23 protein-coding genes and 1 pseudogene are annotated in these 22,816 nt (G+C 73.6%); 16 read left to right on the top strand and 8 right to left on the bottom strand.

The genetic code is table 11. From position 1 onward, the window contains the following. The first annotated feature begins 82 nt into the window (after positions 1 to 82). On the top strand, positions 83 to 523 hold the full coding sequence (locus AMY39116_RS0339160) for a PPOX class F420-dependent oxidoreductase (protein ID WP_020423045.1): 441 nt from the start codon (positions 83 to 85) through the stop codon (positions 521 to 523). On the opposite strand, the gene AMY39116_RS0339155 is transcribed toward AMY39116_RS0339160, so the two are convergent. Further along, positions 520 to 1,128, bottom strand: a complete 609-nt coding sequence (locus AMY39116_RS0339155) for a TetR/AcrR family transcriptional regulator (protein WP_020423044.1) — start codon at positions 1,126 to 1,128, stop codon at positions 520 to 522. The two genes, AMY39116_RS0339160 and AMY39116_RS0339155, sit on opposite strands and share 4 nt — an antisense overlap. 72 nt (positions 1,129 to 1,200) lie before the next feature. Here AMY39116_RS0339155 and AMY39116_RS0339150 point away from each other — a divergent pair, with 72 nt between their 5' ends. Genes AMY39116_RS0339150 through AMY39116_RS0339140 form a run of 3 tightly spaced genes read left to right on the top strand, consistent with a single transcriptional unit; the run spans position 1,201 to position 3,883 of the window. Next, positions 1,201 to 1,722 (top strand): peroxiredoxin-like family protein, encoded by a 522-nt coding sequence (locus tag AMY39116_RS0339150; RefSeq protein ID WP_020423043.1) that lies wholly within the window; start codon positions 1,201 to 1,203, stop codon positions 1,720 to 1,722. Beyond that, the gene (locus AMY39116_RS0339145; RefSeq protein ID WP_020423042.1) at positions 1,719 to 2,702 is read left to right on the top strand and encodes an LLM class flavin-dependent oxidoreductase; all 984 of its coding nucleotides are present in this window, start codon (positions 1,719 to 1,721) and stop codon (positions 2,700 to 2,702) included. The genes AMY39116_RS0339150 and AMY39116_RS0339145 overlap by 4 nt, the downstream gene beginning before the upstream one ends. A gap of 8 nt (positions 2,703 to 2,710) precedes the next feature. Beyond that, on the top strand, positions 2,711 to 3,883 hold the full coding sequence (locus AMY39116_RS0339140) for a serine hydrolase (protein WP_020423041.1): 1,173 nt from the start codon (positions 2,711 to 2,713) through the stop codon (positions 3,881 to 3,883). Here AMY39116_RS0339140 and AMY39116_RS0339135 read toward each other — a convergent pair. Together AMY39116_RS0339135 and AMY39116_RS0339130 are read right to left on the bottom strand one after the other, a co-directional pair. Next, positions 3,869 to 4,855, bottom strand: coding sequence for an NAD-dependent epimerase/dehydratase family protein (locus AMY39116_RS0339135; protein ID WP_020423040.1), 987 nt, complete (start codon positions 4,853 to 4,855; stop codon positions 3,869 to 3,871). The genes AMY39116_RS0339140 and AMY39116_RS0339135 overlap by 15 nt on opposite strands. 57 nt (positions 4,856 to 4,912) lie before the next feature. Then, positions 4,913 to 5,428: a helix-turn-helix domain-containing protein gene (locus tag AMY39116_RS0339130; protein WP_020423039.1), complete on the bottom strand. Its 516-nt coding sequence runs from the start codon at positions 5,426 to 5,428 to the stop codon at positions 4,913 to 4,915. Between the two features lie 82 nt (positions 5,429 to 5,510). Here AMY39116_RS0339130 and AMY39116_RS0339125 point away from each other — a divergent pair, with 82 nt between their 5' ends. Next, positions 5,511 to 6,857, top strand: coding sequence for an MFS transporter (locus tag AMY39116_RS0339125; protein ID WP_020423038.1), 1,347 nt, complete (start codon positions 5,511 to 5,513; stop codon positions 6,855 to 6,857). 28 nt (positions 6,858 to 6,885) lie between these two features. On the opposite strand, the gene AMY39116_RS0339120 is transcribed toward AMY39116_RS0339125, so the two are convergent. After that, positions 6,886 to 7,755, bottom strand: coding sequence for an alpha/beta fold hydrolase (locus AMY39116_RS0339120; RefSeq protein ID WP_020423037.1), 870 nt, complete (start codon positions 7,753 to 7,755; stop codon positions 6,886 to 6,888). 68 nt (positions 7,756 to 7,823) lie between these two features. Between AMY39116_RS0339120 and AMY39116_RS0339115 the strand changes: the two genes are divergently transcribed. Next, positions 7,824 to 11,039 carry a BTAD domain-containing putative transcriptional regulator gene (locus tag AMY39116_RS0339115; protein ID WP_039792054.1) on the top strand — a complete coding sequence of 1,072 codons (3,216 nt, stop codon included), beginning with the start codon at positions 7,824 to 7,826 and terminating at the stop codon, positions 11,037 to 11,039. A 471-nt stretch (positions 11,040 to 11,510) separates the two neighbouring features. On the opposite strand, the gene AMY39116_RS0339110 is transcribed toward AMY39116_RS0339115, so the two are convergent. Further along, entirely contained in the window at positions 11,511 to 12,638 is a 1,128-nt protein-coding gene (locus tag AMY39116_RS0339110) for a C40 family peptidase (protein ID WP_039792053.1), read from the bottom strand. Positions 12,639 to 12,737: 99 nt separating this feature from the next. Here AMY39116_RS0339110 and AMY39116_RS0339105 point away from each other — a divergent pair, with 99 nt between their 5' ends. The 8 genes from AMY39116_RS0339105 (at position 12,738) to AMY39116_RS0339070 (ending at position 18,267) form a co-directional block, all read left to right on the top strand. Continuing rightward, positions 12,738 to 13,559, top strand: a complete 822-nt coding sequence (locus AMY39116_RS0339105; protein ID WP_020423034.1) for a biotin--[acetyl-CoA-carboxylase] ligase — start codon at positions 12,738 to 12,740, stop codon at positions 13,557 to 13,559. 23 nt (positions 13,560 to 13,582) lie between these two features. Further along, positions 13,583 to 14,128 carry a PH domain-containing protein gene (locus tag AMY39116_RS0339100; protein WP_017986847.1) on the top strand — a complete coding sequence of 182 codons (546 nt, stop codon included), beginning with the start codon at positions 13,583 to 13,585 and terminating at the stop codon, positions 14,126 to 14,128. Beyond that, positions 14,109 to 14,708: a GNAT family N-acetyltransferase gene (locus AMY39116_RS0339095; protein WP_020423033.1), complete on the top strand. Its 600-nt coding sequence runs from the start codon at positions 14,109 to 14,111 to the stop codon at positions 14,706 to 14,708. Before AMY39116_RS0339100 ends, AMY39116_RS0339095 begins: the two co-directional genes overlap by 20 nt. Before the next feature lie 85 nt (positions 14,709 to 14,793). Next, positions 14,794 to 15,219: a YbaB/EbfC family nucleoid-associated protein gene (locus AMY39116_RS0339090; RefSeq protein ID WP_020423032.1), complete on the top strand. Its 426-nt coding sequence runs from the start codon at positions 14,794 to 14,796 to the stop codon at positions 15,217 to 15,219. Continuing rightward, positions 15,216 to 15,536 (top strand): hypothetical protein, encoded by a 321-nt coding sequence (locus AMY39116_RS0339085; protein ID WP_020423031.1) that lies wholly within the window; start codon positions 15,216 to 15,218, stop codon positions 15,534 to 15,536. Before AMY39116_RS0339090 ends, AMY39116_RS0339085 begins: the two co-directional genes overlap by 4 nt. Before the next feature lie 3 nt (positions 15,537 to 15,539). After that, positions 15,540 to 17,390, top strand: a complete 1,851-nt coding sequence (locus AMY39116_RS47025) for a TNT domain-containing protein (protein ID WP_020423030.1) — start codon at positions 15,540 to 15,542, stop codon at positions 17,388 to 17,390. Further along, positions 17,387 to 17,665: a hypothetical protein gene (locus AMY39116_RS0339075; RefSeq protein WP_017986852.1), complete on the top strand. Its 279-nt coding sequence runs from the start codon at positions 17,387 to 17,389 to the stop codon at positions 17,663 to 17,665. The genes AMY39116_RS47025 and AMY39116_RS0339075 overlap by 4 nt, the downstream gene beginning before the upstream one ends. Positions 17,666 to 17,733: 68 nt before the next feature. Next, positions 17,734 to 18,267 carry a DinB family protein gene (locus tag AMY39116_RS0339070; RefSeq protein WP_020423029.1) on the top strand — a complete coding sequence of 178 codons (534 nt, stop codon included), beginning with the start codon at positions 17,734 to 17,736 and terminating at the stop codon, positions 18,265 to 18,267. Here AMY39116_RS0339070 and hisN read toward each other — a convergent pair. Beyond that, a complete protein-coding gene (gene hisN / locus AMY39116_RS0339065; RefSeq protein ID WP_020423028.1) occupies positions 18,252 to 19,034 on the bottom strand; it encodes a histidinol-phosphatase in 783 nt (260 codons plus the stop codon). The two genes, AMY39116_RS0339070 and hisN, sit on opposite strands and share 16 nt — an antisense overlap. Before the next feature lie 47 nt (positions 19,035 to 19,081). Between hisN and AMY39116_RS0339060 the strand changes: the two genes are divergently transcribed. Both AMY39116_RS0339060 and AMY39116_RS0339055 read left to right on the top strand, forming a co-directional pair. Further along, entirely contained in the window at positions 19,082 to 19,774 is a 693-nt protein-coding gene (locus tag AMY39116_RS0339060) for a response regulator transcription factor (protein ID WP_026153804.1), read from the top strand. Beyond that, the gene (locus AMY39116_RS0339055; protein ID WP_020423027.1) at positions 19,774 to 21,063 is read left to right on the top strand and encodes an ATP-binding protein; all 1,290 of its coding nucleotides are present in this window, start codon (positions 19,774 to 19,776) and stop codon (positions 21,061 to 21,063) included. Before AMY39116_RS0339060 ends, AMY39116_RS0339055 begins: the two co-directional genes overlap by 1 nt. Positions 21,064 to 21,262: 199 nt before the next feature. Here AMY39116_RS0339055 and AMY39116_RS0339050 read toward each other — a convergent pair whose 3' ends face one another. Continuing rightward, entirely contained in the window at positions 21,263 to 21,796 is a 534-nt protein-coding gene (locus AMY39116_RS0339050) for a GtrA family protein (RefSeq protein WP_020423026.1), read from the bottom strand. A 68-nt stretch (positions 21,797 to 21,864) separates the two neighbouring features. Further along, a pseudogene (locus AMY39116_RS46685) lies at positions 21,865 to 22,816 on the bottom strand (RNA polymerase subunit sigma); the annotation flags it as partial.

Below are 22,816 nucleotides of genomic sequence, written 5' to 3'. Positions count from 1 at the left end.
AGTCAAGCTGTCACATCGGTGTTCCCCGGGCACTTCGGAGTGCCTTCTTCCGCGGCCGCGCCGGCCGAGACAAGATCGGCTCATGAGCGAAGAACTCCTCGACCTCGTCGCCGGCCGCCAGTTCGGCACCCTGGCCACGATCCGCCGCGACGGCAGGCCGCAACTGTCCACAGTGGTCTACGGCTGGTACCCGGAGGAGAAGCTCATCCGGATCAGCTCGACCGCGGACCGCGCGAAGGTGCGGAACCTGCTCCGGGACCCGCGCGCGGTGCTGCACGTCGCGGCGCCGGACGGAATGGCGTACGCGGTCGTGGAGAGCGACGTCGACGTGTCGCCGGTCAGCACCGAGCCGGGAGACGCGACCGGACGCGAGATGGCCGAGCTCGCCTCGCGGTTCGAGGACCCGTACGCCGACCTCGACCGCTTCTACCAGCGAATGGTCGACGAGCAGCGTGTGGTGATCCGTCTCCCGGTGTCCCGTGTGTACGGTCTCCCGCCGGGCGCGCTTCCCGTGCCGGACTAGAGCCCGAGGCCGCGCAGCAGGATGTCGAACCCCTGGCGGAACTCCTCCTCCGGCGGGATCGAGCGGGCCTGCGCGGCGGTTTCGGACAGGATCGGGAACTCCTCCGGCGGCAGGTCGGCCAGCGCGGCCGTGCCCGCGCCCGACAGCGCCCCGAAGTGTTCCACCTGCAACGCGCCGAACACGTAACCCAGGATCGTCCGGAACGCGATCGCCCGCCGTTTGCCGGTGAGGCCCGCGTCGGTCAGGACGGTCAGCATCGTCTCGCCCCAGCGGATCGAACTCGGCACGCGGTGACGGTGCATCAGCAGCAACGGCACCACCGCCGGGTGCCGTGAAACCGCGATCCGGACCCGGTCGGCCAGCACGCTCAACCGCTCGCCGGCCGAACCGCGCGGCACCGCCACGTCGATCGCCTGCAACACCAGGTCGACCAGCAGGCCTTCGAGCTCGTCGCGGTCGGACACGTAGCGGTAGAGCGACATCGTGCCCATGCCGAGTTCCTTGGCGACCGTGCGCATCGACAACGCGTCGAGCCCGTCGCGGTCGAGGACGGCCAGTGCCGCGGTGGCGATCTGCGTGGTGGTCAGCGAGCGGGGTCGTGGCATGGCGTTTGACAGCGTACAGCATACGCGCATACGTTCGTAGGCGTACACCACACGCCTACGGAGGGATCCACCTTGCGCGAGTTCGAACTGGACGCGGTCGGCGGCGAGCGCGTCCGCGTTCCCGACCCGGAACGCCTGGTCCACCTGCAGTTCCGGCGCTTCGCCGGCTGCCCGATCTGCAACCTCCACCTCCGCTCGGTCGTGCAGCGGCACGACGAGATCGAAGCCGCAGGCATCCGCGAGGTGGTCTTCTTCCACTCGCCCGCCGACGAACTGCGCGACTACGACCTCCCGTTCGCCGTCATCGCCGACCCGGACAAGCGGTACTACCGCGAGTTCGGCGTCGAGTCCGGCCGCCGCGCCCTGCTGCACCCGCGGACGTGGGGCGCGATCCTGCGCGGCTCCGCCCTGACGCTGCTCGGCAGATTCCGGCCGCCCGCGGTCCGGCAGGAGGGCGGGCGGCTCGGGCTGCCCGCGGACTTCCTCATCGACCAGGGCGGCCGCGTGGTGGCGCGGAAGTACGGCGAGCACGCCTACGACCAGTGGTCGGTCGACGAACTGCTGGCCCACGCGCGGACGGCGGTGGTCCGGTGAAGCACGGGCTGATGCTGTTCACGGATTCCTTCGGCAGCGGCGCTTCCTCGACGGAAGTGTTCGGCTGGGCGCTCAGCTACGCGGCGGAAGCGGAGCTCGCCGGGTGGGACGAGATCTGGACCACCGAGCACCACTTCACCAGCGCCGTGCACACCCCGTCGGCGGTGGCGATGGCGGCGTTCCTGCTCGGGCGCACCGGCCTCGGCGTCGGCACCGCGGTCGCGGTGCTGCCCAACCACCACCCGGTCGCGCTGGCCGAGCAGGCCGCGCTGCTGCACCACGTCGGCGACGGGCGGTTCACGCTCGGCGTCGGGCGCGGCCAGCCCCGCGCGGATCTGGAGGTCTTCGGCGACGGGCTCGCCGGGTACCGCGACATCTCGGGCCGGCTCGCGCAGTTGTCGGAGGCGTTGCGCACCGGCGAGTTCGGCGACTTCCGGGTCGTGCCGGACGTGCCGGGGCGGTCGCCGCTCGCGTTGTCCGCGGCCTCGGTGCCGACCGCGCGGCTGGCCGGGCGGTTCGGGTTGCCGATCATCCTCGGACCGTTCGTGAGCCTCGCCGACAAGCGCGCGATGGTCGACGCGCAGATCGAGGCGGCGGCCGGGCACGGGCACCGGATCGACCCCGCCGACAACGTCGATTCGAGCTACTTCGCGATCGCCGACACCACCGACGCGGCGCGGGAATCGCTGGTCGACGGGCTGCGGGCGATGCTGCTGCGCGGCGCGCCGGGCGCGCGGTGGCTGGTCGAGCAGCCGGAGATGACGGCCGACCGCGCTGATGCGATGGCCCGGCAGCTCGTGCGCAACGTGATCGCCGGTGACCCGGACGAGTGCGCGCGGCAGTTGCGTGAGCGGGAGGAGCTGCTCGGCGCTGGCCGGATCATCCTGATGCCCGAGGGGGCGGGCTCGGCCGGCGCCGTGCTGCGCACGGTGCGGCGGGCAGGCGCCGAAGTCTTCACAGCGGCTCACTGCTCGGCTTGAATCGGACGATGAGCACAGGCGGCTTGTCGAAAGCCCGGCTGGGGCGGCTCCACGACGTGATGGCCGGTTACGTCGAACGCGGCGAGGTCCCCGGGGTGATCACGCTCGTCGAACGCCACGGGGAAGTGCACGTGGACGTGCTCGGCTCGGTCGCGTTCGGCGGGCCCGCGTTGAGCCGGGACAGCCTGTTCCGCATCAGCTCGATGACCAAACCCATCGCCGCGGCGGCCGCGATGGCGCTCGTCGAGCAGTGCCGGCTCCGGCTCGGCGAGCCGCTGGACGAGCTGCTGCCGGAGCTGGCGGACAGGCGGGTGCTCGCCCGGATCGACGGGCCGCTCGACGAGACGGTCCCCGCCGAGCGGGCCATCACGCTGCGGGACCTGCTGACGTTCCGGATGGGGTTCGGCCAGCTGTACCTGCCGGAGGAGCCGCCCATCGTGCGGGCGGCGCACGAAGCCGGCATCGGAATGGGCCCGCCGAGGCCGTCGGAGATGCCGGAGCCGGACGAGTGGATGCGGCGCCTCGGCTCGCTGCCGCTGATGTGCCCGCCCGGCGGCCGCTGGCTCTACAACACGGGTTCGGACGTGCTGGGCGTGCTGCTGGCGCGAGTGGGCGGTTCGCTGGAGGAGGTGCTGCGCGAGACCGTGCTGGACCCGCTGGGGATGGACGACACGCGGTTCACCGCGGACGCGGACCGGCTGGTCACCGCGTACGGGGGTGACCTGACGGTCTACGACCCGCCGGAAGGCGAGTGGTCCCGCCCGCCCCGGTTCCCGTCCGCCGCCGGCGGCCTGGTGTCCACAGTGGACGACCTGCTGCGCTTCGGCCGGATGATGCTCCACTTCGGACGGTCCGGCAGCGGGCGGGTGCTGGCGCGGCCCACGGTGGAGGCCATGGTGACCGACCAGCTGACGCCGGGGGAGAAGGCGGTGTCCGGCTTTTACCCAGGCTACTTCGACACGCGTGGCTGGGGCCTCGGCCTGTCGATGACCACGGCGCGCGACGACATCGCCTCGGTGCCCGGCCGGTTCGGCTGGGACGGCGGGCTCGGCACGTCGTGGTTCTCCGACCCGAAGGAGGACCTGGTCGGGATCCTGCTCACGCAGAAGGCCGGGTTCCCGCAGTACAACAACCTGTACCTGGACTTCTGGACCTCGGTGTACCAGTCAATCGCCGATTAGCGCGGCCTCCTCTTCCGGGGTGAGCCCGGCCTTGCGCGGGCGGTCCAGGCCACGGGCGCGCTCCTCGTCGAGGGCCGCGTGCACGGTGTCGGCGAGCGGGCGGATCTCCAGCCCGGCCGCGTGCGCCGCCGACGCGTCGTGTGCGGCGAGGCCGTGGTGGCTCTCCGGCAGCCACAGCGGCAGGGACTTCGGGCCGAACCACGGCTGGACGCCCGCCGCGGTCAGGGTTTCCTCGGCGACCGGGACCAGTTCGGTGCCGGGCGGAGCGACGAGGTCGGCGATCTCCTCCAGCACCGGGCCCAGCGGAACGACCGGGCTGACCGCGTCGAAGGCGCCGCTGAGGCGCTGCTCGCCTGCCGTCACGATCCACGCCGCGAGGTCGCGGACGTCGACGTGCTGGAACGGCTGCTTCGGGGTGTCGGGCACCGCCACGCGGCCGCCGCGGCTGAAGCGAGCCGGCCAGTAGCCGAAGCGGTCCATGTAGTCACCCGGGCCGGTGATCTGCCCCGGCCGCACGATGAACAGCCGGTCGCCGAGGGCGTCGCGGGCCGCGTGCTCGCAGGCGACCTGCACGCCGCCGTAGACCTCCGGCGTCATCTCGGCCAGGTCGATCCGGTCGTGTTCGATCGGTTCGTGCTGCGGGGATTCCGCGGTCTGGCCGAGCGTCGCGGTGTCCGCGTAAGTGTTGATCGTGGAGACGTACGTCCAGTGCCGGGTGGTGATGGCGCGCAACGCGTCGCGGACCCAGCGCAGCCCGGTGTACGCGATGTCGACCACCGCGTCGAACCGCTCACCCGCCAGTACGTCGATCGAGCCCGGCTCGTCCCGGTCGACACGCACGTGCCGCGCGCCGTCCGGCACGCTCCCCGACACGCCACGCGCCGCGCACACGACGTCGTGACCGCGCCGGACCGCTTCCGCCGCAACGGTTTTCGAGAGGAACGACGTCCCACCCAGCACCAGCAACCGCATGTGATCGACTCTGCCCGAGCCCGTCCGCGGCAGGCCAGGGATTTCGCGCAGAGCGGATCAGGTCAGCGGGGTCAGCAGCCGGTGCGGCTCCCGCAGCGCGACGCTCACCGGATCGTCCCGGTGGTCGCGCTTCGCACCGGGGCCGAGGCTCACCACCAGGTCCGCCGGCGCGGGGACGGTCCGGCAGCGCGGGCAGAGCCCGGATTCCGTGACGGCCGTGCCGCAGTCCGCGTGGCTGAAGACGCGCCGCGGCCCGGCGGGCGGCCCGAACTCGTGCTCGCCCCACTGCGCCAACGCGAACACCGCGGGCCACAGGGCGATGCCGCGCGCGGTGAGGACGTACTCGTGGCCGGACGGCCGCGGCCGCCGTTCGAGCAGGCCCGCGGCGACCAGGGACTTCAGTCGGTCGGTGAGGACGGCGCGCGGGATGTCCAGGTGCGCGCACAGGTCGCCGAACCGGCGGACGCCGTAGAAGAAGTCCCGCAGGACGAGCAGCGTCCACCGCTCGCCGACGACCTCCAGCGCCCGCGCCAGTGAGCAGTCCTGGGTCGCGTAGTCCTTGCCGAGTGCCACGGATCCAGCATAGCGACTGGTTCAGTTATTGAACTACTGCTGCTAGTGTCCCTCTTAGTTCGTTGACTGAACTGGAGGGGTGATGGCAACGCTGGTGATCGCGTGCGCCGCGGCGTTCCTGGTGCTGGTGAACTTCACCGCGCCGCTCGCCACGCTCGGCGAGATCGCGGACGCGCTCGGGGCGGGGCCCGCCGGGCAGACGTGGATCCTCGGGAGCATCAGCCTCGGCCTGGCCGCGGCGCTGCTGATCGCGGGAAGTCTCGCGGACACGTTCGGCCGCAGGCGGGTGTTCGTGCTGGGCGGAGCGGGGCTCGCGGCCGGCAGCGTGCTGTGCGCGCTGGCGTCGGCGACCTGGGCGTTCGTCCTGGGGCGGATCGTGCAGGGCGTGGCCGGGGCGGCGCTGCTGGTGTCCAGCCTGGGGCTCATCGCGCACGCCCACCCGGCCGGGGCGGCGCGCGTGCGGGCGACGGGGCTGTGGGGCGCGATGCTCGGCGGCGGGATCACGGTCGGGCCGGTGATGGCCGCGCTGCTGACCGCGCCGGCGGGCTGGCGGTCGGTGTACTGGCTGATCGCGCTGCTCGGCGCGGCGGTGGCGGCCGCGGGCGCGCGGTTGCCGGAGTCCCGGGGGATCCCGCGGCCGACGGACTTCGCGGGCCTGCTGACGCTCGGGCCGGGGATCGCGCTGCTGGTCGCGGCCCTGACCGAGGCCCGCGCGGGGTGGGACGCGGGTGTGGTCGTCTGGGCGGCGCCGGCGGTGGTCCTGCTGGGGGTGTTCGTCGTGGTCGAGTTGCGGGTCGCGGAGCCGATGATCGACCTGCGGCTGCTGCGCGCCCCGGCGTTCCGCGCGGCCACGACGGGGGCGCTGACCAGCGGGATCGCGGTCGTGTCGTACATGACGTTCCTGCCCAGCCTGTTGCACCGGCTGCTCGGGCTGACCCCGCTCGCCGCGGCGGCGGTGGTGTCGATCTGGTCGGGTGTGTCGTTCGTGGTGGCCGCCCAGGCCCGGCGGGTGACGGGATGGCTGGGCGACCGGCGCCAGGCCGCGCTGGGGCTCGGCCTGTGCGCGGCGGGGGAGCTGGCCACGCTCGGGTTGACGGCGCACTCGTCGTGGTGGCACTTCGCGCCCGGGCTGGCCGTGGCGGGAGTCGGCACAGGCCTGTCGAACGCGGCGCTGGCGGGGCTCTCGGTGCGAACCGTGCCGCCCGACCGAGCCGCGATGGGCACCGGGGCCAACAACACGGCCCGCTACGTCGGTTCCGCGCTGGGGATCGCCCTGGTCGCGGTCGTGCTGGCGGTGGCGCCCGGTGCGGCCGGGGTGAACTACGCGGCCGCGATCACGGGCGCGTTGGCCTTGCTCGGCGCTGTGGTGACAGCCCTGAGCCGGGAGCGCGTTGCGGAGCACGGGCTGGTGAGCAGCGGACGGGGCTAGTCGGTCATCCGCCGTCCGCTGCTCGCCGTCATCGCGCCAGGAGGTCTCGCAGCGCCTTGATCACCTCGGCCGGGCCTTCTTCCGCCATGAAGTGGCCTGAGGTCACCGTCCGGTGGTCGAGGTCCGGGGCCCACCGCCGCCACACTGCCGCGGCGTCGTAGCCGAGCGCGGCGCCCCAGTCCTGCTGCAGCACGGTCACCGGCATCGTCAGGTGGCGGCCGGCTTCGCGGTCGGCGGTGTCGTGCGTGATGTCGATCCCGGCGGTCGCCCGGTAGTCGGCGACGATCGACGTCACCGCCTCACGCGAGGCGCGCAGGTACTCGGCCCGCACGTCCGCCGGGATCGCGTCCGGGTTCTGCGTCCACGCGTCCAGGAAGTAGCCGAAGAAGTCGTCCGGCACGGCGGCGATCATCTTCTCCGCCAGCCCGGGCGGCTGCGCCATCAGGTACAGGTGGAACCCGACCGCCGCGCTCGCGCCGTGCATCACGTCCCACATGTCCAGCGTCGGCAGCACGTCCAGCGATGCCAGGTGCGTGACGGTGTCCGGGTGGTCCAGTCCGGCGCGGATCGCGACCAGCGCGCCGCGGTCGTGCCCGGCCAGCGCGAACCGCGAGTGCCCGAACGCGCGGGCCACCGCCACGACGTCGGCGGCCATCGTGCGCTTGGAGTACGTCTCGCCGGTGTCCGCGGGCTTGTCGCTGTGGCCGTAGCCACGCAGGTCCGGCACGATCACGGTGTGGTCGGCGACGAGGTCGGCGGCCACGTGCCGCCACATCAGGTGGGTCTGCGGGAAGCCGTGCAACAGCACGACCGGGCTGCCGGAACCGCCGATGGCCACGTTGAGTGAAACGCCCTCGGCGACGGGAACCCGCTGGTAGTCGAATCCGGTGATCTGCATGGCACCGAGCGTGCGCCGGCCCGGTCAGCAACGGATCAGCACGCGCTCAGCGGCTACAGTGCGTGGTGATGGGCTCGTCCGTGCGGTTCGCGGTGCTCGGCCCGCTGATCGCCGAGGCCGGGCGCGGTCCGCTCGACCTCAAGGGACCGCGGCACCGGGCCGTTCTCGCGCGCCTGCTGATCGCGCGCGGCCGGGTGGTGCCGGTCGACCGCCTCGTCGACGACCTGTGGGCCGACCCGCCCGACGGCGCGGTCGGTGCCATCCAGACCTTCGTCGCGGCGTTGCGTCGCGCGCTGGAACCCGACCGGCCGCCGCGCACCCCCGCGCAGTTGCTCGTGACCACCGGCGGCGGCTACGCGCTGCGCGCCGAGGAGGTCGACGCGTGGCGTTTCGAGGACGCGGTCACCAAGTCCGCCGGTCTCGCGCCGGCCGAAGCACTGTCCCTTGTGGACGAGGCACTGGGGCTGTGGCGCGGCCCGGCCTACGCCGAGTTCGCCGATCAGGCCTGGGCGCGTGCGGAGATCGCCCGCTTGGACGAGCTGCGCCTGCTCGCGGTGGAGCGCCGGGCGGACGCGTTGCTGGGCCTCGGGCGTGCCGCGGAAGCCGTGCCGGACCTGGAGGCCCACACCGGCGCGCATCCGTTGCGGGAGAACGGGTGGCGGCTGCTCGCGCTAGCGCTTTACCGGGCCGGCCGTCAGGGCGACGCGCTCGCCGCGCTGCGCCGGGCACGGCAGGCGCTGGCCGACGAACTGGGCGTCGACCCAGGGCCGGACTTGCGCGAGCTGGAGGCGGACATCCTCGCGCAGGCGCCCGAGCTGCGTGGTGCGATGGCTGAGTCGGGTGGGCGGGCGCCGGGCTCGGTCGGGCGGGGCGATGAGTCGGAGGGTGAGGCGGCGGGCCTACCGGGTGGGCGGGGCGCTGCGCTGGGGGAACCGCTCGTCGGGCGGGATGACGAGCTGGCACGGCTCGTCGAGGCCGCCGGGCGGGCGCCCCTTGTCCTCATCTCCGGGGAGGCGGGCGCTGGCAAGACCGCGCTGGCCGAAGCGTTCACCGCTGAGATGGCAGCGCGGGGCTGGTCCACCGCGTGGGGCGTCAACCCCGAGCACGAAGGCGTGCCCGCCGCCTGGCCGTGGACCCGGATCCTCGACGCGCTCGGCATCGCGCCCCCGGCCGAGCCGAACCGCTTCCAGTGGCACCGCGCCGTGCGCGAACAGCTCGCCCGGCGGGGCAAGCTGCTGCTGGTCCTCGACGACCTGCACTGGGCCGGCGAGGAGACCCTGGCGCTGCTGTCCGCGCTGGTCACCGACCCGCTGCCGGGGCCGGTGCTGATCGTCGCCACCTACCGCAGCACCGACGTCACCCCCGGGCTCGCCGGTTTCCTCGGCCGGATCGCGCGGGCCGAGCCGGTGCGGATCTACCTCGGCGGCCTGCCCGCGGACGCGGTGCCTGCGCTCGTGCGGGCCACCACCGGCCAGGACGTCGACACCGGCACCGCCCGGACGATCCACCAGCGCAGCGGCGGCAACCCGTTCTTCGTGCGCGAACTGGCACGCGTGCTCGACACCGAGGGTGCGCTCTCGGCGGTGCCGCCGGGCGTGCGGGACGTGGTCCGGTACCGCGTCGCTCAGCTGCCCGGCGACGTCCAGTCCGTGCTTCGGCAGGCCGCGGTGATCGGCACCGAGGTCGACCTGGACCTGCTGCCCGGCGACGCCCTCGACGCGCTCGAACTCGCCGCCGAGCGCGGTTTCCTCGTCGAACACGGCCCGGGCCGGTTCCGGTTCGCGCACGCCCTCGTCCGCGACACGCTCTACCAGGACCTGTCCCGCTCGCGCCGGGCCCGGCTGCACGCGCGGATCGGCGAGGCGATCGAACGCCTGCGGCCCGGGGACGTCGCCGCGCTGGCGCACCACTTCCTGCTCGCCGAGGCCCCCGCCGCGGTGCGGTACGCGCGCGCCGCGGCCGAGGACGCCGAGCGCCGCTTCGCCCCGCACGAGGCCGCGCGGCTGTGGCAGGCCGCGCTCGACCACGCCGACCGCCGCGCGCCCGCCGAGCCGGATCGTGGCGTGGCCGGCGGGAGTGCTGCCGCTGCTGGCGGTGGTGGTGCGGCTGCTGGTGGGGATGGCGGTGTGGCTGGCGGCGCAGGTGCTGCCGGTGGGGATGGTGGTGCGGCTGCGGGCGCGGATCGGGGTGTGGGCTCCGGCGCCGGCGTGCCGGAGCGGCTCGAGCTGATCATGGGCCTCGTGCGGGCGCTGGCCGTCGCCGGTGAGCTCGATCGGGCGCGCGAGCACCGGGCCGAGGCGCTCACCCTGGCCGAGCAGGTCGGCGACCCCGCGCTGACCGCACGCGTGCTCGTCGCCTTCGACGTGCCCGCGATCTGGACCGCCGCCGACGATCCCGCGCTCGCCCGGCGGATCGCCGACGCGACCGAGCGGACCCTGGACGCGTTGCCACCGGGCGAAGACGCGGTTCGCGCACGTCTGCTCGCCACGCTCGCCCTCGAACTGCGCAACACCGCGGGCGACCGGGGACCGCGGGCCGCGCGGGAAGCCGAGGCGCTGGCCCGGCGCCTCGACGATCCCGCCCTGCTCGCGTTCGCGTTGAACGCCCGGTTCATGCAGTCCTTCGAGCGCGCCGGGCTCGCACCGGAGCGGGCCCGCATCGGGCGCGAGCTGGTCGAGCTGGCCCGGCGCCACGAGCTGGTGACGTTCGAGGTGCTCGGCCACCTCGTCCTGGTGCAAGCCGCCTCGGCCCTCGCCGACTTCGCCACCGCCGACCGCCACGCGGAGGCGGCCGACGAGCTCGGCGAGAAGCACGAGATCCCGCTCGTCGGCGTGTTCACGCAGTGGTACCGCGCGATGCGGACGTCCGCGGCCGGGCAACCCGCCGAAGCGGCGTACCGCGCGGCGGCGGCCCGGCTGGCAGGCACCGGGATGTCCGGTGTGGACAGTGGGATCCTCGGCTTCGCCCTGCTGTGCGACCGCCTCCAGCGCGGCGCCGACCCCGGGCACGACCTCGACTTCGGCGCCTACGAGCCGTGGTGCCGTCCCGTGGTGTCCGACGACGGGTCGGAGATCCCGCCCTCTCCGCGCGACCTGCTCTTCGAAGCCCGCACGTGCCTGCACGCCCTGGTCGCGATCCGCCGCGGCGACCGGCCGGCGATGGCCCGCCTGCACGCCGAACTGCTGCCCGCGGCGGGCGAACTGGCCGGCGCGGGCAGCGGACTGCTCACGCTCGGCCCGGTCAGCCGGTACCTGGACGAGCTGGCCCGCCACGGCAACGGTTGAGTTGAGGTGCCCACAGCCTCGCGTGCTCGTGACGGCTGCCCGGTCGCGTCGCGGTCCGGGCGGAAGACGTGCGCGGTGGCTGCTCGGGCCGGCGCAGCGTGGCTTCGGCTCGAAGCGGTTCACGCCTCGCGATCGTGCCGGGCGGCCGGCGATGCGCGCGGCCGTTGCGGGGCAGGCCTTCGCGGTCGAGCCGCGAGCGGATGGAAGTGGTCGGGGTGGAGCCGGTCTCGGTCATGTCGGCCATCCTGCCCGGGGAGTACGACAATTCCACGCCTGCGGCCGAATTCCTTCACGAGGTGGTGCAGTCGTGCACTGGGAGACCCACCGGTGGTGATGTTCCGGACCGCTGGCCGGAGGATCTCGTGGCAGCGCTGAGCCGAGTGGATCAGGTCGTCGATGACGTGGCGGAGGAACGGGCGGCTACCTGCGGGCCGAGAAGCTCGACAACCGCCGGCCCAGGAGGTGACTGCGTCAGGCGGCCGGGCGGCTCGCTCCCGCGTAGTCGTCCGTCCGCGTGCGGTACGTCGCGATCTGGATGGCCATGCCCTGCGTCGGCGCGTTGATCATCAGGCCGTTGCCCAGGTAGAGACCCACGTGGTGGATGCGCGTCGCCGGGTTGCCGTAGAACACCAGGTCGCCCATCTTCGGCTCGGTGACCGCCGGGGTGGACCGGAACTGCATGTCCGCGGTGCGCAGCAGGTTCACACCCGCCGCGTCGTAGGCGGCCTTCGTCAGCCCGGAGCAGTCGAACCCGGCCGCGCCCGCGTCCGGGCCGTTGCCGCCCCACACGTACGGCAGGCCGAGCTGGTCGAGGGCGAACCGGGTGGCCCGCACCGACGGTGCGGACGCCGACGCCGGATCCAGCGAAAGCTGCGCGTACAGCTGGGCGTTGCCGAGCGCCTGCTGGCGGAACAGGTCCGAGTCGCGGTAGTGCTCGATCGCCTTCCACCAGCCCTGCCCGGCCTGCAGGTCGGTGTTCCCGGCGCACAGCGTGCGGCCCGCGGCCACGGACGCGTCGTCGATGTCCTGGATGTCGCCCCGCGCGCCGGCCCGCTGCCACTCGGCCTGGGTGAGCTGCATCGGCCCGCTGCGCGGCTCCGTCGCGGCCTCACCGGCGGCGCCGGTCAGCGGCACCGCGCCCAGCGCCTTCGCCGGCGTCCCGTCCGCGCCCAGCGACCCGCCGCCGAACCGGCCGTGGTCCGTGCTGGCCTTGCCGATCCCGGCGAGCGTCACCCACGACAGGTGGCAGCCCGGGTCCTCCTCGCGCAACGTCAGCTCGCCCGTCGCGTACCCGATCAGCGCGCGCTCCGGGATGTCCAGCGGACCGCTCAGCCCGGCCGCCCACTTCTCCAGCTCGCTGCGGCCCTGCTCCTGGGGCGCCTGCGCCTGCACCGGGGCGTTCGGCTCGAGCACGGTCGGCGCGGACGCGAGCGCCGCGTTGCCCGGCGGCGGCTCGGGCGGCACCACGTCGGCGGCGGCCCGCACCTGTTCGCCCGGCGGCTCGACCAGCAGCCACCCGCAGGTGCCCACGGCGGCGACGAGGATCAGCGCGATCAGGGCACGCCCGGCGGCGGCCCGCCCCCAGGATCGGAAACGCATGGTCACCTCGCCAACACTAAAAGACAACGGCCGCTCCGGACACAGTGATCCAACGACCGGACCCCCTCGTGCGTGACGGAGGGCGAATAGGCTTCCCACATGAACGCGATCAACGCCGGGCGGCTGCGCGCCGAACTGCTCGCCCCGCAGGGTCCGTACGCGGCGCTGGACGTCGTCCCCAGCACCGGCTCCACCAACGCCGACCTGCGGCGAGCGAGCGTCGAGGGCGCGGCGGACCGGACCGTGCTGATCGCCGAGGAGCAGACCTCCGGCGTCGGCAGGCGCGCGCGGGTGTGGGCGTCCCCCAAGGGCAGTGGCATCTATCTCAGCGTGCTGCTCCGCCCGGTGGAGGTCCCGTTCAGCGCGCTGGGCTCGCTGGCGATCGCGGCCGGGCTCGCGGTGACCGACCTGACCGGCGAACTGGGTGTCGACGCCGTTCTCAAGTGGCCCAACGACGTGCTCGCCGGCCCGGACCGCGGCAAGTGCGCGGGCATCCTGTCCGAGGCCGTCGCCGGGGACGAGCTGGGCGTGGTGCTCGGCATCGGGCTGAACGTCCGCCCGCTGGGCCCGGGTGTCGAGCCGGGCGCGGGCGGGCTGCTGCCGACGTCGCTGGCCGAGCAGGGCGCCCGCACCACCGACCGCACCGACATCGCCACGTTGCTGCTGGCCGCGCTCGCCGACCGGGAGGACCGCTGGCGCGCGGCGGGCGGCGACCTCGCGAAGGCCGGCCTGCTGGACGACTACCGGGCCCGCTGCGAGACCCTCGGTCAGGAGGTGCGCGTGCTGCTGCCGGGCGACCACACGATCCTCGGCACTGCCGAGGACGTCGACGGCGCCGGCCAGCTGGAAGTGCGTGCCCAGGACGGCAAGCGGCACACCGTGTTCGCCGGAGACGTCGTGCACCTGCGCCCGGTACGGTGAAGCGGTCGCGAGAGGAGTTCGCAGTGGCCTACCCCGACGATCTGCTCAGCGAGAACGAGCAGGTCATAGTGCACAGCCATCCGCACGCGAAGATGCTGATCTGGCCGGTGATCGGTTTTCTCGTGACGCTGGGGCTGGGCATCTGGCTCGTCACGCTCGCCGGCGACGCGCCCGCGCCGTGGAACGACGTGGCCCGCATCGCGATCGCCGTGGTCGCGGTGGTGCTGATCGTCTGGTTCTTCCTGGTGCCGCTGGTCCGCTGGCGCACCACCCACTTCATCGTCACGACCGACCGCCTCATCGTCCGCGAGGGCGTGATCAAGCGCACCGGCATCGACATCCCGCTGGGCCGGATCAGCAGCGTGCAGTTCGAGCACGGCATCGTGGACCGCCTCTTCGGCTGCGGGACGCTGGTGATCGAGTCCGCTTCGGACGAGCCGCTGCGGTTCGAGGACATCCCGCGCGTCGAACGGGTGCACACGATGATCTACCGGCAGGTCAACGACAACCCGTACGACGACTTCCCCGGCGAGCAGGGACCGCAACCCCGTGGCCGCGGCGTCCGGTGATCTCACCCGATCCAGCGACCTGCGGATCACGGAGCTGACCGCGGGTGACTGGCCGCTGTTCGAGCGGCTGCTCGGCCCGGGCGGGCTGCAGGGCGGCTGCTGGTGCGCCTGGTTCCGGATGACCAGCAGGCAGTTCCGCGAGACCGGTCCCGAGGGGCACAAGGCGCACGTGCGCGATGAGGTGCGCGCCGGGAAACCGTTGGGGCTGCTGGGGATCCTCGACGACGAGCCGGTCGCCTGGGTCGCGGTCTCGCCCCGGCTGGACAACCCGCGCCTGGCCACCTCCCGGGTCGCCGCGCTGCCGGACGACGATCCCACGGACGTGTGGTCGGTGACGTGTTTCTACGTGCACCGCCGCGCCCGCGGGCGGGGCATCGCGGCGGCGATGCTGCGCGCCGCGACCTGGCACGCGTTCGACCGCGGCGCCCGCGTGGTCGAGGGATATCCGGTGGACGCCAGGAAAAAGCGGCCCGCGGGCGAGCTCTACCACGGCACCGTCGAGATGTTCGCCGCGGCTGGTTTCGAATTGACCGCACGACGTGACACGGTTCGGGCACTCATGCGTATTTCGGCTCGATGAGGCAACCTGATGCCGAGGGGGAACCGGAGCGCGCGGCCGCGCGTCCGAGTCCGAGCCGACTGCTGTACTCGCGAGGAGGGGTGCCGTGACCGAGCATCGGGCGCAGGTGGAGGAACTGCTCGCCGACTACCGCCGCAGCCGGGAGAACCTCGCGTCGGCGCAGCGCGATCTCGCGGCAGTCACCGCTTCGGCCACCGACGCCGACGGGCTGATCACGGCGACCGTCGGCCCGCGCGGCACCCTGACTTCCCTGACCGTCGCGGACGGCGCGTACTGGCGGTACCGGCCGAACGAGCTGGCGCAGCAGATCGTGCGCGTCACCGCCGAAGCGACCGTGCGGGCGCTCGCGCGGGCCGGTGAGGTGCTGGCGCCGGTCTTGCCCGCGGGCACCGATCCGCAGGCGCTGCTGCTCGGCACCGGCGACCTCGACGCGACCGAGATCGCGCCCGCGAAGCCCCGTCTCGCCCCGGACGAGGAGAGCCTCGAGGACCACCGCTGGATGACGCGATGAGCGGCGGGTTCGAGGCCGACGCCGACCGGCTCGCGGTTTCCTCCGGCGACTTCGGCAACCTCGCGGAGCGCGCGGCGGCGGTCGCGGAGCGGCTGGAGCGCGCCCTCGCCGGCGCGGACGGGGCGTGGGGCGACGGCCCGGTCGGGCAGGCGATCGCGGCGTCGCACGTGCCGTCCGCCGAGGAGACGCTGGCCGGGCTGCGGAGCCTGTCCGGGCGGCTGACGGCGTTCGGGCAGACCGTCGGCGAGGCCGCCGGGCGCTACCGCGGGTCCGAAGAGGACGCGCAGCAGGCGATCACCGACACGGCACAGGGGTAGCGCATGGGCATCGAGCTGCCGCGGGAACTCGCCGATCTCGCCGCGGAAACCGGGCTGTCCTGGCCGGACGCGGACGAGGACAGGTTGCGCGAGCAGGCGTCCGCCTGGCGGGACGCGCACCGCGAACTGACCGCGCTCGCCGCGGAGGCCGACCAGCAGGCGGGCACCGCGGTCGCCGCGCTGTCCCGGGACGCCGGCGAGGCGGCCGGGCGGGCGTGGTCGGCGTTCGTCGACCCGGAGAACGGGCACCTCACCGCCGCCGCCCGTGGCGCCGCCGAAGCCGCCGACCGGTTGGACAACGCGGCCGAGCAGGTCGGCGCCGCGAAGGTCGAACTGGTGCGGCAGCTCGTCGAGGCCGCGAAGAACCGGGACGCGAGCCTCGCCGCCGCGGAGAACGGCCACCCGACCGCGATCCTCGGCGTCGAACCGATCCTGCGTGGCACCGCGGCGAACCTGGCGGTCGTGACGCACGGCCTCGCCGCGACCCTCGGTCCGGCGCCGGTCGGCTCGCTGGTCACCCCGCTCGTCGAGCCGAACCCGGGCGCCCGCACGCCGGACGGCCAGGGCGCCCTGCTCGGGGTGGTCACCGGGCTGGCGCCGGAACTGGTGGCGCCGGTCGTCACGCCGTCCCCCGCGGTGCTCGGCAGCGCGCCGCCGGCCGCGCCGTCCGCGCCGGCTGTGCCGTCGGCGGTGGCCTCGGCCGTGCTGACGCCGCCGGTGGTGCCGCCCGTGGTCCCCGAACCGGCCTTCGCCGACACCGACACCGGCCCGATCCAGCTGCCGGACCCACCGACCCCGCCGTCGCTGCCGCAGTACGAGGGGCTGCTCGACTCCGGCGGCTTCGACGAGGTGCCGACGCCGTCGACCGGGCTGCCGAACGCGACCGTCGCCGCGGGGTTCTCCGAGAACGCCGTGCCGCCGATGGGAATGCCGGGGATGCCGGGACTGCCGGGCGCGCCCGCTCCAGCTGCCGGGTACGCGCCGGCGGCTCCCGCGGCCGGGTACGCGGCCCCCTTCGCGCCGCAGGCACCAGTCGCGCCGCAGCCGCCGGTCGCGCCGCAAGCACCGGTCGGGCCGCAGCCGCCGGTCGCGCCGGGACCGCGCCAGCCGTACCAGCCGTATCCCGAACCCGCCTCGCGCGCGCCGGAGCCGATGGGCGCGCCGCGGCAGGAGCGGGAAACGATCGTCGCGTTGTTCCGGGTCCACATGTTCCCGATCGGCCACCTGCCCGTCGCCACCGACAAGCCGGCGCGGCAGCTGCCGGCGCCGCCGTGCGAGGTCGACTACGCGCCGGGACTGCGGTTCCCGCCGCACGACCACCCGCGCTCGGACCTGATCCGCACCGACGACGCGCTGGCGAAGGTCCAGGCCGGGTACGGCCGCCGCCCCTCGCCCGCCGGGACGCCCCCGGCCGAGGTGCTCGCCGGGTACGACCCGCTGGGCGGTCTGCACGAACGCGACTGGGACCGCCGGTTCCTCGCCGGGAAGCGCCGCGAGGTGCCGGAGTACGCGTGGCCGCCGGGCGAGCTGTACCCCGAGGGCGGCACCGCGGAGGGCGAGCCGGAAGTGCTGGCCGAGGGCGCGGTGCTGGACCGGTTCGGTGATCCGCGCGGCCGGGTGTTCGCCCCGGACGGCACCCCGTTCGCGCGGCGGTCGCTGCCGCCGCCGGTCCGCGACGCCGGCTACCGGCGGTACCGCGTGCTGCGGGACGTGCCGGTGTGGCGCTCGGTGTCGGCGCCGTGGTTCGGGCAGCCCGGCGGCGGCGAGCGGTACCGGGCGGTCTATTCGGCCGACGAGCTGGTCACCCTGGGGTATCTGGCGGACATCACGTTCGAGGAGGGCGCTGCGCAGTGAACGTCGAGTCGATCGTGCGGTGGCTGGCGGCCATCGGGGTGCCCGGCGAGGTGATCTCGATCGGCAAGGAGGCCGACAACGCGTGGTGCCTGCTGCGCGTCGAGGAGTCCGAAGAGGGCGGCCCGGTGTGGGAGGTGTTCTGGCGCGAGCAGGGCAACCGCTACGACTGGGCCCGGTTCACCAACGAGCAGGTCGCCTGCCACTACCTGTTCGGCAGGCTGGCGTGGTCGCAGGTCGCCCGCGGTGCGGTGGGGTTGCTGCCTGCGCCGGCTTAAGACGGGCTGACGGCACCGTTAAGGAATTCGCGCTGGTGCTCGCGAGGCGCCGCGGTGATGCTCGACCCATGATCACCCCCGACACCAAGGACTGGACCTGGGTGCTGCGCGCGCCGTGCCCGGAATGCGGTTTCGACGCGGCGACGTTCACGCGCGAAGACGTGCCCGCGATGCTGCGCGCGAACGCCGGCGCCTGGCGCGAGGCGCTGGGCCGGCCGGACGCGCGGGAGCGGCCGGCGCCGGACAAGTGGTCCACCTTGGAGTACGGCTGCCACGTGCGCGACGTGTGCCGGATCTACCTGGAGCGCCTGCGGCTGATCCGCACGCAGGACGCCCCGCGGTTCCCGAACTGGGACCAGGACGCGACGGCGGTCGAGGACCGGTACGACACCCAGGACCCGCGGGTGGTGGCGGACGAGCTGCTCACGGCGGCGGACCGGCTGGCCACGGCGCTCGCCGACGTGACCGGCGCGGAGTGGGACCGGACCGGCACCCGCAGCGACGGCGCGCACTTCACGATCGACACCTTCGCGCGCTACTTCATCCACGACCCGCTGCACCACCTCTGGGACGTGACCGGCGAGCGCTACCGCCGCAGGTAGCCGAGCGCCTCGTCGTGCAGGTGCCCGTTCGACGACAGCGCCGAGCCGCCGTCGAAGCGCTCCGCGCCGGTCAGGTCGGAGAACCGGCCGCCGGCCTCGGTGAGCAGGATCTGCATCGGCGCGACGTCCCACGGGTTGACGATCGGCTCGGCCGCCAGGTCGATCGCGCCCTCGGCGACCAGGCAGTGCTGCCAGAAGTCGCCGAAGGCGCGGGTTTCCCAGCAGGCGTCCACGAGGCCCAGGTACGCCTCACGCGAGTGGTACTCGGTCCACGAGCCCAGGTCCGTCGTGGACAGGTAGGCGTCGGAGAGCGCGGACACCGCCGACACCGAGATCCGGCGCTCGCCCGCGGAGTCGCTCATCCACGCGCCCTCGCCCGCCGCGGCCCACCAGCGGCGGCCCAGCAGCGGCGCGCTGACCATGCCGACCACCGGCTGCCCGTCCTCGACCAGCGCGATCAACGTCGCCCACACCGGGCCGCCGCGCAGGAAGTTCTTCGTCCCGTCGATCGGGTCCAGCACCCACGCGCGGCCCGACTCCCAGTCCGTGCCGCCGCGTTCCTCGCCCGCCACGGCGTCGTCCGGGCGTTCGGCGGCGAGCACCTCGCGCACCGCGTCCTCGACCGCCGTGTCCGCGTCGGTGACCGGCGTGCGGTCCGGTTTGCTGCTGACCTTCAGGTCGCGGGCGCGGAACCGGGCCGTGGTGATCGAGTCCGCCGCGTCCGCGAGCTTCCCCGCCAGGATGAGATCGTCCGTGTAGCTCGCCACGCCACGATGTTTTCACGGGCCGCGGTCGTAGAGTTGGCCAGGTGAGCATGGTGTTGCTGGCCGAGGACGACCCGGCGATCGCGGACCCGCTGTCGCGTGCGCTCGAGCGGGAGGGCTACGACGTCGAAGTGGTGGGGGACGGCCCCGCGGTGCTCGACACCACCCAGGCCAAGCGGGTCGACCTGCTCGTGCTCGACCTCGGGCTGCCCGGCATGGACGGTCTGGAGGTGTGCCGCAGACTGCGCGCGAACGGCAGCGAGCTGCCGGTGCTGATGCTCACCGCCCGCACCGACGAGGTCGACTTCGTGGTGGGCCTCGACGCCGGCGCGGACGACTACGTGGCCAAGCCGTTCCGGCTCGCCGAGCTGCTGGCCCGCATCCGCGCCCTGCTGCGCCGCCGGGCGCCGGAGGTGCTGGAAGCCGGTGGGGTGCGCATGGACCTCGGCGCGCGGATGGTGCTCGTGGACGGCCGCGAGGTGCAGCTGGCGAACAAGGAGTTCGAGCTGCTGCGGGTGCTGATGAGCCACGCCGGGCAGGTGGTGAGCCGCGACGAGATCCTCGCCGAGGTGTGGAACGACCTGGAGTCCAAGACTTCGAAAACGCTCGACATGCACATGTCGTGGCTGCGCCGGAAGCTGTCGGTGACCAGCGACGGCAAGGGGTCGGTGATCCACCACGGCGACGGTGAGCGGCGGATCGCGACGGTCCGCGGCGTCGGCTTCCGGTTCAACGCAGACTAGTGCGCCGCCGGATCCTGCTCGCCATCCTGCTCGCCGTCGCGGTGACCGCGGCGGCGCTGGGCATCCCGCTCGGCGTGACCGCGTGGAAGCTGGTCGACAGCATCTACAACGAGGACCTGGCCGGCCGCGCCGCGCAGATCGCCGCGACGCTGGACACCGAGCTGGCCGACGGCGCGCTCGACCAGAACGACCTCACGCAGGTGTCGGTCGCCATCCCGCAGGGCGGCAAGCTGGTCGTCGAGGTGCCGGGCCAGGACCGGATGACCGAGGGCGCCGACCCGGGGGCTGACCCGGTGACGGCGACCGTCCAGCTGGCGCGGCAGGGGCACCTGGAGCTGTCGATCCCGTCCGGGCCGCTGCGGTCGCGGCAGACCACGGTCACGCTGGCGGTCCTGCTGCTGGTGGTGTTCTCGGTGACGATCGGGACGGTGGTGGCGACCGTGACCGCCCGGCGGCTGGCCAAGCCGTTGCGGCACGTGGCCGAGCGGGCGGCGCGGCTCGGCGGCGGGGACTTCCGGCCGGACACCAGCCGCTACGGGATCGGTGAGCTGGACATGGTCGCCGAGGCGCTGGACACGTCGGGGACCGCGCTGGCGCAGCTCGTGCAGCGGGAGCGGCAGCTGGTCGGGGACGTGTCGCACCAGCTGCGGAGCAGGTTGACCGCGTTGCAGTTGCGGCTGGAGTCGCTGACGGTGGCCGACGACCCGGACACGGCGGAGGAGGCACGGGCGGCGCAGGAGCAGGCGGACCGGTTGTCGGAGGCGCTGGAGGAGCTGCTGGCGGCGGCGCGCGCGGCGAGCGAGGTCGACACGGAGGCGCTGGAGCTGGCCGCGGAGCTGCCCGAGGTGTCGCAGGAGTGGCGGCAGTTGCTGCGCGCGGAGGGCCGCAACCTGCGCCTGCGGATCGGCGAGGGCCTGATGGCGCGGGCGACGCCGGGGCGGTTGCGCGAGGTGGTCGGCGTGCTGCTGGACAACGCGCTGCGGCACGGGGCGGGGACGGTCACGCTGGCCGCGCGCCGGGGCGAGACCGAGGGCACGGTGGTGGTCGAGGTGAGCGACACCGGCTCGGGAATTCCGGACGACCTCGCGCCGCACATCTTCGAGCGCGGTTTTTCCGGCGGCGGCTCGACGGGGGTCGGGCTGGCGCTGGCTCGTGCCCTGGCGGAAGCCGACGGCGGGCGGCTGGAACTGTCCAGCCGGCGGCCGGCGGTGTTCAGCCTGTTCCTGCGGGTGCCGAACCCGGGGGACGTGCCGGAGGTGCGCTGGCCCGCGGAGCGCGTGCCCCGCTGAGCGGGGCGAGCTTCAGCCGTCTGCCGTAAGCCCCTGGGGCGGCAGCGTCAGGCGTTGCTGTCGGCGGTTACGCCCGGGGCCGGTGGCGGAAGCGTGGCGCTGCCCGCGGGTGCCGGAAAGCATGAACGAGTGCTGGCCTGCGGAGCGCGTGCCGCCACTGAGCTGGGGCCGGCCGCGGCCGAACCCAGAGCGGGCAGCGTCAGGCGTTGCTGTCGGCCTCGTCGCGGGAGAGGTCCCTGCGGCGCTTCCCCAGTTCGTCCGGGAAGACCCACCGCTTGAAGCCCCAGAAGCGGAACACCATCGCCAGCAGCATGCCGATGATGGACCCGCTGACGAAGTCCGCCGCCTCCTGTGCGAACCGGCTCACGTGCGGCAGTTCCAGGTGCAGCACGTACCGCGACACCCACAGCGGAATCAGGTTCACGGCCACGGCCAGGCCGCTGATCACGAAGAACAGCGCCGCCTCGTGGTGCCTTTCCCGTCCCCCACGAGTCCGGAACGACCATTCGCGATTGAGAATGTAGGACACGATGGTCGCGACGATGATCGCGATCGCTTTCGCGGTGGTCGGCTTGTCTTCCAGCACGCTCAGTTTCAGCAGGTACCAGACACCGTTGTCGACGATGAAGGTCGTTCCGCCGACGATCCCGAATTTGAGCAGCTCCCGATGTTTGATCAACACCGAGCGCAGTGGCTCGGGCGTGTGCGACAACACGCTTTCCACAACGGTCACTTGCGCAGTGTACGTAGTCCGCGAAACGGGGGATCGTCAGGCGGCCGCGAGAGCCGGTTTCATCCCATTCATTTCGGCGGGTACGGGATCCACGGCAACCACCACCACGGCCGCCCGTGGTCCTTGGTCGTCGAGGTGGTCGTCGTGGTCGACGGGGTCGTCGGCGAAACCGTCGTCGTGCTGCTCGACGTCGTCGTGGTCGTCGATCCGCTCGTGGACGGGTCGGTCGTCGTCGCGGGCTTCGACGACGGCGTCACCGTCGTGCTGGTCGGGGCGAGCCCCGGCACCCCGCAGTGCGGCAACCAGCAGTCGAACGTGACGGTCCGCGAGGCGTGGGCGCGGCCCAGCGTCGCCGAGACGGTGACGGTCCGGGACTCCTTCTTCGGCCGGTCCAGCTCGAACCACAGCCGCAGGTGCTCACCGGGCTGGAGCGCGTTCAGGCTGGTGCAGGTGGTCGTCGGGCCGCTGTCGCACGCCGCCCGGAAGTTGCCCAGGATCAGCCGCGCGTCGGTGTCGATCGACAGCGTGACGGGCTTGGTGTTCTCGCCCTTGTTGACCACGTCGACGGACAGCCACGCGGACCGGCCCCACGCGGGCTGGCCGCTCCACAGGGCCGTCGCTTCCAGGGCCAGGTCGTCCGGCAGCTCGGCGACCGCCACCGGCACGTTGACCGACAGGCGGATGTTCGCGCCCGCGTTCACCGTCCCGGTCACCTGGCCCGAGGACGCCGTCCGGTCCGCCTTCAGCAGGAACGTCAGCACCGCGGTCTCACCGGGCTGCAGCCCGCGCGGCGTGGTGCAGGTGACCGTGCCCTCGCCCGGCGGGCAGTTCACCAGCAACGGCCCGGCGGCGGCCTGCGCGGCGTAACCGCCGGCGCCGCCACCACCGCCACCGGCAGGCACGACGCTGATGCCGGGCGGCAGGTTCAGCGTCGCGGCGACCGGTTCGGACACCGAGGCGCCGCTGTTGCGCACCGTGATCGGCAGGGCGACCGCGTCCCCGCCCGGTTCCAGTTCGAGT

Origin of the sequence: Amycolatopsis sp. ATCC 39116, assembly GCF_000231075.2 — a bacterium.
In the GTDB taxonomy this organism is placed as follows: domain Bacteria; phylum Actinomycetota; class Actinomycetes; order Mycobacteriales; family Pseudonocardiaceae; genus Amycolatopsis_E; species Amycolatopsis_E tucumanensis.
The sequence above is the reverse complement of the archived record's forward strand: the minus strand, read 5'-3'. Positions and strand labels throughout refer to the sequence as shown.